The sequence below is a fragment of the Sphingomonas sp. genome, from assembly GCF_041661885.1.
Classification (GTDB): domain Bacteria; phylum Pseudomonadota; class Alphaproteobacteria; order Sphingomonadales; family Sphingomonadaceae; genus Sphingomonas.
This window is the reverse complement of record NZ_JBAZTL010000007.1, coordinates 255,428-268,486: the sequence shown is the minus strand read 5'-3', so window position 1 is coordinate 268,486 and position 13,059 is coordinate 255,428. Positions and strand designations below refer to the sequence as shown.

At 55.9% G+C, this 13,059-nt stretch carries 11 protein-coding genes; all 11 read right to left on the bottom strand.

What is annotated here, in order from left to right:
* Nucleotides 1-341 precede the first annotated feature (341 nt).
* The 11 genes from WC704_RS15015 to WC704_RS14965 all read right to left on the bottom strand — a co-directional run bounded on the left by WC704_RS15015 (nucleotide 342) and on the right by WC704_RS14965 (nucleotide 12,820).
* On the bottom strand, nucleotides 342-1,475 hold the full coding sequence (locus tag WC704_RS15015; protein ID WP_372891268.1) for a polysaccharide biosynthesis/export family protein: 1,134 nt from the start codon (nucleotides 1,473-1,475) through the stop codon (nucleotides 342-344).
* Nucleotides 1,476-1,503: 28 nt separating this feature from the next.
* Nucleotides 1,504-2,571 (bottom strand): hypothetical protein, encoded by a 1,068-nt coding sequence (locus tag WC704_RS15010; protein WP_372891266.1) that lies wholly within the window; start codon nucleotides 2,569-2,571, stop codon nucleotides 1,504-1,506.
* On the bottom strand, nucleotides 2,558-3,280 hold the full coding sequence (locus tag WC704_RS15005) for an ABC transporter ATP-binding protein (RefSeq protein ID WP_372891264.1): 723 nt from the start codon (nucleotides 3,278-3,280) through the stop codon (nucleotides 2,558-2,560). Before WC704_RS15005 ends, WC704_RS15010 begins: the two co-directional genes overlap by 14 nt.
* 1 nt (nucleotide 3,281) lies before the next feature.
* Nucleotides 3,282-4,460 (bottom strand): hypothetical protein, encoded by a 1,179-nt coding sequence (locus WC704_RS15000; protein WP_372891262.1) that lies wholly within the window; start codon nucleotides 4,458-4,460, stop codon nucleotides 3,282-3,284.
* 4 nt (nucleotides 4,461-4,464) lie between these two features.
* Entirely contained in the window at nucleotides 4,465-5,247 is a 783-nt protein-coding gene (locus WC704_RS14995) for an ABC transporter permease (protein WP_372891259.1), read from the bottom strand.
* 8 nt (nucleotides 5,248-5,255) lie between these two features.
* The gene (locus WC704_RS14990) at nucleotides 5,256-6,389 is read right to left on the bottom strand and encodes a hypothetical protein (protein ID WP_372891257.1); all 1,134 of its coding nucleotides are present in this window, start codon (nucleotides 6,387-6,389) and stop codon (nucleotides 5,256-5,258) included.
* A gap of 2 nt (nucleotides 6,390-6,391) precedes the next feature.
* Nucleotides 6,392-7,891, bottom strand: a complete 1,500-nt coding sequence (rfaE1, locus tag WC704_RS14985) for a D-glycero-beta-D-manno-heptose-7-phosphate kinase (RefSeq protein ID WP_372891255.1) — start codon at nucleotides 7,889-7,891, stop codon at nucleotides 6,392-6,394.
* Between the two features lie 11 nt (nucleotides 7,892-7,902).
* Nucleotides 7,903-9,123 (bottom strand): AGE family epimerase/isomerase, encoded by a 1,221-nt coding sequence (locus WC704_RS14980; RefSeq protein WP_372891253.1) that lies wholly within the window; start codon nucleotides 9,121-9,123, stop codon nucleotides 7,903-7,905.
* Nucleotides 9,124-9,137: 14 nt separating this feature from the next.
* Nucleotides 9,138-10,340 carry an FkbM family methyltransferase gene (locus tag WC704_RS14975; protein WP_372891251.1) on the bottom strand — a complete coding sequence of 401 codons (1,203 nt, stop codon included), beginning with the start codon at nucleotides 10,338-10,340 and terminating at the stop codon, nucleotides 9,138-9,140.
* A 126-nt stretch (nucleotides 10,341-10,466) separates the two neighbouring features.
* The gene (locus tag WC704_RS14970) at nucleotides 10,467-11,081 is read right to left on the bottom strand and encodes a D-glycero-alpha-D-manno-heptose-1,7-bisphosphate 7-phosphatase (RefSeq protein WP_372891249.1); all 615 of its coding nucleotides are present in this window, start codon (nucleotides 11,079-11,081) and stop codon (nucleotides 10,467-10,469) included.
* Nucleotides 11,078-12,820 (bottom strand): glycosyltransferase family 9 protein, encoded by a 1,743-nt coding sequence (locus WC704_RS14965; RefSeq protein ID WP_372891247.1) that lies wholly within the window; start codon nucleotides 12,818-12,820, stop codon nucleotides 11,078-11,080. Before WC704_RS14965 ends, WC704_RS14970 begins: the two co-directional genes overlap by 4 nt.
* Nucleotides 12,821-13,059 lie beyond the last annotated feature (239 nt).

The following is a 13,059-nucleotide window of genomic DNA, read 5'->3' as shown; positions in this document are numbered from 1 at the left end:
ATGCGCCGAAAGCCGCTTGAGATGCTCTGATAAGCCGAACAATCCTGCCTGACGCATCGCTGCCTCCTGTCAGGCCAAATGAATCAAATCAGACCGGAAATGTCGAGGGGTTGTTGGAGGTGCCCAGGTGCCCAGCTGGATGAAAGACGGCGGGGCACGTCATCCCCGATAACGCCGGTCATCCACCCTCGCGATCCCATGCGACAAGGGAAAGTACGGCTTGATTCGGCGCATCTGCGGCTCGCTCAGCAATCACGGTTCCGACATCGGCAGCGACTCATCAACCCCGCCAGCGAATCAACATGCTAACCCTCACGCAAGTAATTTAATGGGTCTTGCACCTAATTAACCGCGCTCTTTACCAAAAAGAACGGGGTGAAAATCTGCGCTATCGTTTGTAGAAGCCTGATCGGCTCATTGGCTCGCGCTCCAGCTATATAAATTACATCTTTGTTCTCAAGGATAAATTTCTGCGCAAGAAAATAACTTCTCGGTTTCAACATGTTGATGTGATAAACCGTGGGCCGATCTTTACCATCTGGCGTCTTTTCATAGCGGAAAACGAAGACTGCAGCGGGATCGGCGAGATTGTCGTTAGGACCACCCGCCAGCGCCAGTGCCTCAATCATTGAAACGTGGCGGGTGGGGAGGTCGTAGCGGTTGATTCGGTTCGCGGTGCCCATCACCGAATAGCTGCGGGGACGACGTAGTACTTCTACCCGGTCTCCAGGTTCCATTTCCATACCACCGCCATTGGAATAATCGAGCCCTTCCAGCGGCGCTTCCGAAACCTGCCCCTGGCGAACAATGCGAACCACCAGATCAGACATACCGGACCCGCGATAACCGCCGGCTAGCGTTATGACATCCAGTAGTTTCTCATGGGCAGGGCTTAGACGGAACCGCCCGGGACTCGTAACTTCGCCACCAACGATCACCGCGCTGCCATTAGCGGATTCCTGTCTTACAATTACTTGCGAATGTTCCGATTGCCCTGCCATACGTTGCTCGATTTCGTGCTCCACGTCGCGGGGACGTTTTCCGGCGACGGAGATCACCCCCACATAGGGCAGACGAATAGTCCCCTCGCTAGTTACTTCAAGTGGACCGATCTGCTGGTTTTTTGCAGCCGGTTCGAAGTTACTGTCATTGCTGCCTATGGAACCGGCAGAAAAGATGCGCACGCCGATCTCATACAAGGAGACGTTGAGCACATCTCCCGGAGAAATGGCGTTAACATCGACCATATTGTGCGTGGGCAGCGCCTGTAGGGTGGGCGGGTCAGGCGTGGCGGGTACTGCATCGATGCGATCAACTTCTACCAATGTGAAGGCACCATTGGTTGCGTCCTTGACTATCGCATGGCCCTGCGGGCCTGTTTTGGGCAAGGTCGCACATCCTCCCAGCGGGACCAATGCCAGCGACGCCAGCATATAGCATTTGCGAGAATGCAGGTTCGTATTGGTAGGGCGCATTTTTATCGATATCCTTGGGGTAACGCGACTAGTTATTGCGCTTTAGCCATATTCCGATCGGCTTGAAGAGCCCTCCGATGGAGCCTTCAACCAGAATAGCCCTATTCTCAACCGGCAGCCGGGATTCTTCGATTTCGAATTCACAATCGAATCCGAATTTTCCAGCGCTTTCCACCAGTGTACGACCAGAGACAAGTATCTTACTGCCATTCAGGACATCGAATTCCATCAAATTACCGGCGGGATGCTCGTCCACCTCAAATTGATAGCGTGCGTGCCAGTGGCCGGGCGGCAAATGGAGAAACGGGCCGAAAGTCAGCATTCGACTCGGGCCAGTCAGCGGGATGGCGTCGGTTGAGGGGAAGGTGGGGTCTCCGGGTTCCAAAATACAATCCGCAGGCCAAAATACCTTGTCGATCGCCCCGGAATGATAAGAAATCCCCAGCTTTTCGAAAAGCGTCTGGGGTGCGGTGGGGAGGGGCTCCGCCGCAACAGGCGCTGAATGAGCGTATTGAACCAAGGCGTGGATTGCAGCTTCCACTGTCGACCAAGCGGCGTAGTCGGACAGCATTTCCTCCCTGGTCGCCTCCCATGCTGAAGGTTGAAGCCCAAGCCAGTCAGCAACTTCGTCTATCCACTCAGCGAGATTTTTCGCCTTGTCCAGCGCAATCGAGCGTACATGTTCCAAGCGCAAAAGCGGCTCCAGGCAAGAAAACGACTGGGAGACGAAGCGCGCCGCCTGTAACGCGTCTAAATCACGCGCAACCATGCAGAATTGGGCAGTTTCCGCAAAGTTGCCAGTAATCACTATAATGGGGGCCTGTGTTGCCAACAGCGCCTTTCGGGCTTGGCCATCGGGCGTGTCGAAGAAGGGTACAGTTAGTTCGTTAGAGGTTGCTTCGGTCAGCCTTTGACAGTCTTCTTCAGTATTGAAGGGAATAACCTTGACTCGATCACGCGTGCGCCGGAGTATTTCCGTGACGCAATGAATGGTGAAAATACTTTCCGGGGAAGGCAGGCCGCCGATTGCCAGGGGAATGGCGTCAGCCTGCCCAGCGATGACGTTTATTCCGCCGGAAAATTCAAAGTGTTGCATATATACTGATCGCCAAGTCAAGTTCATCGAACACTTGGCCATGTCCACGTTTTAGTACCAAGGCTGAACTGCAATATTCACGGATAATACCCATATCGTGGCTGACCAGGATCATTGCGGCGTCTTTACGATCCACAAATAATGCCTCATGACATTTGCGATGGAAGCGTTGATCGCCGACGGATATTACTTCGTCAATCAAATAACAGTCGAAATCAATGGCGAGCGTCAAGGCGAAAGCCAATCTGGCGCGCATTCCTGATGAATATAGTCGTACAGGGAGTAGCAAATTGGACCCTAGTTCAGCGAAATCGTCGACTCGCTCGATCGTCTCGCGGATTGGTCTATTGTAGAGACGGGCGATGAAGCGGATATTGTCAAGACCGGTCATCGCTACTTCGAAGCCGCCACCGAAAGCCAGCGGCCAGGACATCGACATGCCACGCCGGATCGTACCCCGGTTGGGCCGTTCGACACCTCCAACGATCTTGACCAGGGTCGACTTGCCCGCACCATTTCGACCAAGCACCGCCATTTTCTCACCCGGACCGATGGTAAAGCTAACGTTACTCAGGACGTGCTTGGGCCCAGTTGGGGTATCATAGGTCTTGAAAAGACCATCCGCGACGATCACCCGTTTTGGTTGCTGGGCGGACAGCCTAGACGGCAGGAACCGAGTCAATGGTTGCGAAGTGAGCGGGAGGGTCATTTCATTCATCGTCGAATACCAACTCGGCCAGCGACAAGATGATCCACAACAGGCAACTTGAAACCAGCACGGTCAACAGAAAGTTGAGCCAGCGGCGGGGATAGCGAGCCTCGTCGGGGAGGTTAGGCCGTGCGATTTCCTCGAGGTAAAGTTGTTGACGACTGGCGCTGTCTCGGGCGCTAGCGAGTTGGAAGCTAGCCGCCGTCAGCTGTTTTTCCGCTATTTCTCGGCGCGCAACAAGCGCTTCGTAGGCACGCAACCGATCTGCCAGCGAGCCCTGACCGCCCGCAGTGGCTCCAATCTGGCGATAGAGCTGATTTTTTAAAGCACTTCGGCGAGTCTCCAATTGCCCGATCAACGGACTCCGCGGCGCCGAGCGGCGCGTCTGACTCAATTGCACCTCTACCTGCGCGAGTTCAGCCGCCGTTCCGGACTGGAGTTTAATCGAAGCCCCGGCATCCAGTTGAGGCTCGATGATATGGTTGCGGTTACGCACCTCGTTCATCTGGGCAAGCACACCCCCAACTTCGGACGACGCATGGGCCACATCGCGCTCGGCCCCGCCGACGATATTCGCGTGCGCTCGCTGGTTTAGTCGGTTGACCATGCCTTCTGAGGCATCGAGCAGGCGTTGGGCAATTTCCCGCGCATCAGCGGGCGCGAAGGATTGCACCCGGATATGGATAATGTCGGTGGCGCGGTCGAATTCGGAATCCACATATGCTTGGAAATGCCGGTAAAAATCTTCACGGCTACGGCCGGCTAACAAAGAGGGAAAAGCGGCGATCGGGTCTAGATTACGGTGGGCGAAGGTGCGCGTTACCAGCCCATCGCGATTGATTTTGTCCAGTATATCGCGGGATTTCAGATAGGCAACAACGGCTTCACTGTCGTCCGATGTACCGACGCTGCCTCCCTGGCCGAGGCTGACGATGCTCAGCCGGTCATGTGGAGTTTCGCTGGAGCGGACGACGAAAACGACCTCCGAGGCATAGCGTGGGGTCGCAACGACGAAATTATAAAGGATCGAAGCCACGACCGGGGTAACAAAGACCAGCCCGACAAGCCAACGCCGCAGGCGTTGCAAGGGCGTGCTGATCTTGTCGACAGAGACATCCGACGATGGGCGCTTGTTATCGTCGAGCCGGACCAAGGCGTATGAGGAAGGGAGCTTGGCCATCAAGCTATTCCATTTCGATATGCTTTTGGGCCTTTTGGACAAGGACCCAGCCAAGCGCATTGAGCGCGATACCCCACAGCAAGATTTGCCAAGGATTCCAGAAAGTGGGAATAGCCTGGCCAAACATCCCGGCGCGATACATCTCGCATGCCTGAACTAGCGGTGAAATTTGCACGACTTGTCGGGCCGCGGGGGGCAGCCAATAGACCATGTAGAACACACCGGTCAGCGGCAAGATCAAATACATTACCGGTTGTACGAAGCGCTCAAGCGTCACTGACAGATGCGTCATACCGGTGATAATCAAGGCCACGCCGAAGGTAAGGAAGCACATCAACGTCCAAGCCCCGAGCAGCACCAGATAGTCACTCACCGGCGCAACAAGGCCCAACAACGCCAACGGGATATATGCCGCGAAGAAAGCCATTAGTGTTCCGACCGATTCCAAAAGGCCGCGGGCGACCAAAATGTCGATTGGCTTGACCACGCGATGAAACAGAAGACCTGAAGCTTGGCGAAAACTGTTGGTCAGGCGCGATGTCATGTGACGCCATAAGGTTAGGAAGGTGTAGCCCGTCAACACTAATGGGACCACGCGAACCCCGTGATTGCGTTCACCATAAATCAGCGACCATGAGGCAACTACCCCAAGCGTCAACACCAGAGGCTCCAGTACCTGCCACAGAAAACCGACGTTACTATGCCCGAACCGGGCCATCAGTTCGCGGATGAACAGGGCGTTGATAACCCGTCCCTTAAGCGTAATGCTGTTAAAATAGCTGCGCATGATCTGCCTCAGTCAAGGTTGAGGTGTTCGCGGCTGCCGGACGCCAGCAGGTACAGCATCAGAAAGGACCAGCAGCTCAGGAGGGCTACGGTCAGGAAATAGCGCAATCGCTGCGGCTCGAGTGCTTCGTCGGGCAGATTTGGGCGAACGACGGTCCCGATATAGATTTGTTGTCGGATCGCTTCCTGTCGGGCGGTTTCCATCTGGGCTTGGGTGGTCTCATAGACCTTTCCGGCCAATTCCTGCTTGACCTTCAACTCCTCGAAATTACCGAGTTTTTCGGACAGACCGTCTCTTCCACCGGTAAGTTTTCCCTGTTGTTCGCCGATCTCGCTTTCCAGCGCGACGATCCGGTCCCGCACGGTGGGAATCGACGGGTTGTTGGGAGCCTTGGCCAGCATCGTCTGGAGATTGACCCGCAGCATCGCCAGTTTCTGATCCAGGATCGTGCCACGGTCGACCGCAGCCCCGGCGCTTTTTACCGGATCAACATTTTCCGAGGTGTTGCGGTAACGAGTAAGCGCGAGCGTGGCGTCGGTAAGCCCGGCCTCTGCTTGGCCGAGGGCTTTCTGGGCCTGGTCGAGTGTATCGCGCCGGGCGCGGATGTTGAGAATGTTGATCTGCTCTTCGCTCAGTGCAACCAAGGCATCCATGATCGCCTTTGCGTCCACCGCGCGATAGGCGCTGACCTTCACCGTGGTGATGCCGGTTTCATCGTCCTTCTCCACCGTCAGCTGTCGCTTGAAATAGCGGTAGAACCCCTCGTCAGTGTCGCGGCCCCAAGGTTGGTAGCGGGTTAGCGGATCGGCCTCGGCACGAGCATATACGGCGCGCAGGTTTACCTTGCGCATCACAGCCTTCATCGCGTCGCGGGAATAGAGATATTCTTGAATCGCATAAGCATCGTCATTGGCGCGAGCGATGCCAAAATCGCGCAAATAGGCGGATATTCCTTCAGAGGCAGGCTTGTTAACGCTGCGTACGAGAAAGCGGCTTTCGGAAACGTAGCGATCGGAGACGATCAGCCCGTAATACACCGCCGCCGCCGAGGTAGGCAGTACGAACGTGCTTAAAAAAAGCACCCAGCCGTAATGGCGCATCAGATAGCTGCGCCATCGCTTCCATCCTTGTGGCCTAGTCATCACTACACGTCCACGCGGACGGGGTTTTCCGTTCCTTGGCGAATCCGCGTGATCGCCGCCGTGGTGGACAGGCCGGGCAAAAGATCTATCAAATGCACCCTGCCACCATGTGCCTTTACCACATCGGCACCGATGACTTGATCCTCGCGATAATCCGCCCCCTTGATGAGTTCGGTTGGCAACAGCAACTCGATGAGCGAAAGCGGGGTGTCGGTGTCGAACATCACCACCAGATCGACGACATCCATTGCAGACAGTACGGTCGCGCGCGATGCCTCGTTCTGGACAGGTCGTGCCGGCCCCTTGAGCCGGGAAACCGATGCGTCGCTGTTAAGCCCAACTACCAGACGGTCGCAGCAGGCCCGGGCTTGGCGGAGGGTATGGATATGCCCGGCATGGACAATATCGAAGCAACCGTTGGTAAAGCCCACGCGCAGGCCCTCACGCTTCCACGCACGGACTACCGTGAAAGCTTCCTCTGGTGTGCAGACCGCGCCAAAAATCGACGGCTGCGCGTCGCCCGCGGTATCATCTAGTTCCGCCACGGCATGGGCGAGTTCGGTGCTGGAAAGTACTGCTGTACCCAGCTTACGGACTACCGCGCCCGCGCCAGCATTGGCGATCAATGCAGCGTCTGCCATTTCGAGTCCGCTTGCGACTCCGGCGCAGAAGATCGCCAGCGCCGTATCCCCAGCGCCTGAGACATCATAAACCTCGGTTGCGGTCGCGTGGAGGTGGGCCACGTCGTGGCCGGGGCGGAACAGGGCCATTCCCTCTTCCGAAAGGGTCAACAATATCGCGGCGCCCGTCACTTCCATCGCAAGCGCGGCGGCTACCTCGCTACTAGCGAGATCATCACAGAGCAAGCCGCTAAAGGCCGCGAGTTCGCTACGGTTCGGTTTGATAACCGTAGCTCCCGCATAAGCGGAGAAATCACGTCGCTTGGGGTCCACGATCACGGGCTTACCCAATTCGCGGCTCCGGGAGATGACATGGCGCAGTATGCGATCCGTAAGCATCCCCTTGCCATAGTCTGAAAGTGCCACCACGTCGTAATAGTCGATGACGCGGTCAAAATGGGCGACGATTTGATCCTCGATCGCTTCTGGCAGCGGGGTGGAGTTTTCCTCGTCGCATCGCAGCAATTGCTGACTGCCGCTGATGAAGCGCGTTTTGAGTGTGGTTGGGCGATAGGGGCATTCCACCAAGAACGCGGGATCGCCGCCCTTTCCGACCATCAGCTCAGAACACAGGCGCCCGGCTTCGTCGGCACCGATTGCGGCGATCAGCCCAGCATGGCCTCCAAGCGAAACGATATTCGCGAGAACATTGCCGGCACCTCCCAGCATCTTCTCCTCTCGCATAATGTGGAGCACTGGGACCGGAGCCTCGGGGGAAATGCGCGAGACCGAGCCATAGCGGAAGCGATCGAGCATAAGATCGCCAACGACGAGAATATGAGCATTCTCGAACAAAGCGTGTGCGAATGGGGCAGGGGACACGATAGCTCCGCTTACCAAGGGGTGCCGCTGAACGGGCGGTGACCAGCCGCATAGCGCAGCACTTCAGAAAAACCGAACATAATGTGATACATGCTTGATGCGGGAACATGATCGCATTTGGGATTTAGCGAGGGGGCTTCAAGATAATCAATCCATAACCCTACCGGTAACACGGTAGCGGGGCCGCTCGGTCGCGGTGTGAGGAAGTGATCGAAAATTCGCGCCAAATTCGCCGTCAATGCTGCGTCATCGAAACCTGGACCTTCACCCAGCCGCTCACGCATGACGACCTGGGCCTTCAAATATTCGGTATTGGGCCAGATCCGAAGATCGGGTGCCAGCACTTTGCCTGAAGGGTCCACGGCATCCCGGATCAGTCCGGTCGCGGGATCGTGCCCGTGCGTTTGCGCGAAGGCGAACAGGCGGTCGGCGATAGCGAATGCCTCGGGTTCCTCGGCGAGTTCGCCATAGCGGCACAGCAGCCAAACCCATTCGTAATGATGCCCCGGTTCTATCCGAATCGAGCCAGAACGACGATCAGGCTGCCATTCGGCATCGAAGAATTCCGACAGCGTGCCGGTGGTGGCATCAAAGAGACTGCTCCTCGCTAGGTCGAACAGTTCGTCGGCCAGCATCCGGGCTTTCCGGCTACCGGTGAAGGCCGCAAGGAAGATAGCCGCCTCGAACAAATGCATGTGCGGGTTTTGCTGATGCGGTCCAACATCCCCCTCACGCGCAAGAAAACCGCGCCCGGACGGGGAGCGCATCGTGTTGGAGAGCTGCGCAATCGAGGCTTCGGCTATCTCCACGGCCTGCGTGTCGCCGGACAGCTGGTACCACCAGGCAAAGGCAAACAGGCCGAACGCAATGTCGTAAAGATCGGCGGTTGCATCGAGCATCGTACCAGACGTCGCCAGCCGCGACGCGAACTGGCGGTCGTCGCGCAGGCAATGGTTTTTGAGGAACGCCGTACCGTGGCTTGCCGCCTCATGCGCACCGGGCGCTCCCCCGATGGCGGCATGGGCAAAGACATAGGTCTGTCGTCCGGTAACCCGGATCCGCTTAAAGCCGGGATCGAGCGGCGCCCCCCTCCAGTCGAAACGTTCGACATAGCCACCGTGGCGATGGTCGCACGCGGCTTCGACCAGAGCGGAAATGGTGGTATTTATCCATCCTCGCGTTTTTATAACTGCATCGTTTAGGAGCACGTCCGAAGCAATTGCCTGCTGCATGGAAGTTTGACCAATCACAGATCGCGAATTTCGATCCGGTTTAGACGAACGGCGGAGCTAGGGGAGCCACTCCGAAGTACAATTTCGAAGAAGCGAGCGTCTTCCATCAACGGTACGTGCAGGGTCTTCTGGTTCTCCTTCAAGACAGCGGAGGAAACTTCGAAACCAAATTCGCGGGTGAATGCTATCCGAACCTCGCCTTTGATATCGCCGACAAATTCCACTTCATATGCGCCTGCCGGAAGGAACCAATAGGGACCGTGGCTGATCACCTCACCCGGTGCCGCGCTCAACCAACCATCGTTATCCGCTTTGGTTAGGATATTGAACGACGGTTTTTCGAGCAGCCAGACCGAGGTGTCGGGCTTAACACGCGCCGCCACAATGTAGGAATCGCCTCCTGAATTGAGATCGTCACGCGTTACGTCTTCTAAATGACCGTTGTAACCAATGCGCCAGAACTGCAAGCCATAACTCTCGAGGATGCTAAGTACATCGTCGCTGTTTCCATGTCCTGCGAGAAGCGACGGAAAGAATTCAAGTACAAGCTTTATATCGGGGGAGCGAGAAATTACATCGCGCATTCCACGCAGGGTTGCTGCTTCATTACCCTCGACATCAAGTTTTGCGCATTCGACGACGATATCCCCCGGTAGGACGCTATCGATAGAAACCAACGGAACGTCTATAAGTTGGTTGTCCGAACCTTCCTCCGTCCCCTTGGCCAACGAGCCGCCGCCGATGCCGGTGTATGAGAAGCCAAATTTGGCCACCCCCGCACGATCCGAGACCGCTTTATTGACGACGGTGGTACGCTGCTGAATACCATTAACATAGGTGCTCTTACGGATAAAATCGATAAGAAATGGATTGGCTTCAAACGAGTAAACATGACCATTGGGACCAATTTGGCTACCCGCGAGCATGGTATAGAATCCAAAATTGGTACCGATATCTAAAAATACAGAATTTGGCTTAAAAAAGCGCTGCAATACCTTCATTACTGACGGTTCAATCCATCCGTCTGTAATAATGTTCATTCCTGAACCCGTATCTCGTCCATCTATAAATATACGCTGACCATTGCGCAACGATGTAATCATAAGATGATTGCCAAGGTTAATGGTATTTTGATTGCTCATCTCGTTTATATGACGCGTAAGAAGCAGGAGCGTCGATTGAATTTGTTCGATCTTAGAGTTAATGGAATCGGACACTATCAATCTCCGTTATAAGTTGTAGAAATTATTAAAGATAGCAATAAAATATATATATCATCAATTAATTTATTTTAAATAATAATTATCGTAAATATAGTTCACTTGAACTAAGTCGACCTGTTGTTATCCCAAGTCTCGCAGATATAGGTTTCCTAGTGAATCTGCGAAACTTAATCGAGGCAAATTCATATCCTCGCGAACGTTGACCCACGCCGCTACCTCGGCGCGCTCCGGCACACCGTGGCCGGTCAAGACATGCGTCACATGTGCAACGCCAGCCCGCGCTCCCGCCATCACATCAGCGAGCGTATCGCCGACCATCGTCGAGTCCGCCAGTCGCAATCCCAGATCGTGCGCAGCAGCCAGCAGCATTCCGGGCTCGGGCTTGCGCCACGGGTGTACCGGATGGAAGGGGCAAACGTAGGTAGCGTCCACCAGCCCTGGGCCGAGTGCCGCGAGCACTGCCGCTTCAACCGCCCGATAGCGCTCCGGCGATACAAAGCCCCGCGCTACGCCGGATTGGTTGGTGACTATGATCACGGCATAACCAGCCGAGCGGAACGCGGCTATTGTTTCCCTGGCGCCGGTGAGAAGCGAAACCCTGGCGGGATCGTCAAGATACGGCACATTGTCGATCACGGTGCCGTCGCGGTCGAGGAACAGAGCCGGCCGCCCGGTGAGATCAACGTGACCATGCCGGGTCACCCAGCCGCGTTCAGGCAAGTCCGTCGTGTTCACGCTTCAAGCATTTCGGTGAGAGCGGACAGCACCGCGTCGGTGCTGATCGCGGCCACGCAAGGGCTAACAGAGCGCAAGCCCGATACGGCGCAGGCCTTGTCCTCGTTGCGCCAGCACGGCACGCAGGCGAAACTGTCCTTCCGGTAGAGCGTCTTGACCCGGCGATGATGCCGCGTCAGTGTATGGGCATCGGTTGGTCCGAACAGCGCGACCACCGGCACATCAAAAGCGGCGGCAGCGTGGAGAAAGGCGCTGTCCACACTTACCATCGCCTCGATCCGCGAAACCAGCGCCAGCGACCGCCCCAGCGGCAAGCCAGCGGTGGTGGTGATGCCGTCCCCCTCAGGCAGGCCATTGGCGACATGGTGGAACACGAGCACATCATGGTCCTGCGCGATTGCCCGAATCATGTCGGTGATCGCAGGATGATCCTTGTAGCTGTCGCGAGAATAAGGCTGGACGCCCACCAAGGGGCGCTTCCCGCCACCGGCCTTGCCGATGCGGTTGCGCTTGAGGAAATCGTCGCAAAAGGCTTCTTCGTCGCCGGACAAAAAGTGATTGATCTTCCAGCCCTGCTTAAGGAGCCGCTTGCGACCGACCCGCATTCCCAGCGCGAATGTTTCTACCCGGCCTTTCTTGATTTCCGGAACTCTCCTGCTTTCATAGCGGCTTGCCGGACATTGGCTGAGGTTGAAAAACAGGCGATAGGAGGAAATGTCAATCGGCGGACCATCGATGTCAATCAGATTGACATTGGGGTGGTGCTCAAAGATCGGAAAGAACTTTCGAGGAATGGCAAAATCCACCGGGAGGCCATAACGGATAGCGTTGGCTTCCAGTCCTGGTGCCATCATCAGCAGATCACCGATACCACCCATCCCGCGCGCAACCAGTACCCGCCCATCCCGGTTGCGCGTCAGCGAGAACGGATCACCGGTTTTGCCGCCGGTCATTAGTGAACGGTAGCACAGACCCAGTATCAGTCGACAAATGACGATGCGAATCATCATCAGCGCAAAGCTGACCGGTCGCCGACGACCGCGCAGGCAGTCAAGATAAGCTTGCGAGGCCCAACGAATCATCGCCGACCGCAGCGGTATCTCCGGTTCCTTGCGTCCAAACACGACGAAAGGGGCCATTTTGGTACCGGCCTGGACCGGGGATAGTTTGCGGACGTTAGCGGCGAGCCAGCGCCCCACAGCGATGAAGGACATATTCGTGTCCCCCAGGGTGCCTTGCAACAAATGGGCTTGCGCGAACAACTCGATAAGCTGGAGGAATTGTCCGGAATTGTCTTCCAGCGCGTAGGGTCGTTGCGCGTGGAACGAAACCAACCCCAGCACGCCCTTGGCGTCCCCCACAAACAGGCGGACCCGGGCGCGTAGCAGCCGGGCACCCATCGCTTCGCCGGGATAAATTCGCTGGCAGAAATCATGAAAGTCGCCGACCAACTCCTCGAACCGATGAGTTAGCTTCTTGTCGCGCGTGCGAAAATAGGATCGACTGGCTTCGAATACGCCGGAAAGGATGAGTACGATTTTTCCGCAATCGGCTGGGCGGATAATGGGGTAGCCCGCGACGGTTAACCCCTGGCTTTTCAGCGAGGCGACTAGGCGTTCGGCTTGCCGGAAATCCGCAAAGGATGCCTCGTCCAGAAATTCCGAGAAAAACTCACTTAAAAGGCTGCTATCTGATGAGACTGGTTTAAAATCGGTGGCTTGGGGAGCTAGCTGATCCATGTGTATTTGATACCGATAATAAACCACTGGGATAAGTCGAATTCCATTGGCAGTAGTTTTAGCCAGACGCAAGCTCGCCCGCGCCAATCGCGGTGTATTTTTATATTTTTATTTAGGAAGCGAAGAAAAATTAATGAATTGTCTATAATTTATTAGACAAAAGTACATAACCCTTGCCCCAGCAACGATTATTTACGACTCTATGCAAGGGGGCGTTAATATGAACTAACCATCCGATC

Excerpts from the sequence above, each read along its gene's own strand:
- WC704_RS14995 (WP_372891259.1), bottom strand. The coding sequence starts at position 5,247 with ATGCGCAGCTATTTTAACAGCATTACGCTTAAGGGACGGGTTATCAAC.
- WC704_RS14990 (WP_372891257.1), bottom strand. The coding sequence starts at position 6,389 with ATGACTAGGCCACAAGGATGGAAGCGATGGCGCAGCTATCTGATGCGC.
- WC704_RS15010 (WP_372891266.1), bottom strand. The coding sequence starts at position 2,571 with ATGCAACACTTTGAATTTTCCGGCGGAATAAACGTCATCGCTGGGCAG.
- WC704_RS15000 (WP_372891262.1), bottom strand. The coding sequence starts at position 4,460 with ATGGCCAAGCTCCCTTCCTCATACGCCTTGGTCCGGCTCGACGATAAC.
- WC704_RS14980 (WP_372891253.1), bottom strand. The coding sequence starts at position 9,123 with ATGCAGCAGGCAATTGCTTCGGACGTGCTCCTAAACGATGCAGTTATA.
- WC704_RS15005 (WP_372891264.1), bottom strand. The coding sequence starts at position 3,280 with ATGACCCTCCCGCTCACTTCGCAACCATTGACTCGGTTCCTGCCGTCT.
- WC704_RS14965 (WP_372891247.1), bottom strand. The coding sequence starts at position 12,820 with ATGGATCAGCTAGCTCCCCAAGCCACCGATTTTAAACCAGTCTCATCA.
- WC704_RS15015 (WP_372891268.1), bottom strand. The coding sequence starts at position 1,475 with ATGCGCCCTACCAATACGAACCTGCATTCTCGCAAATGCTATATGCTG.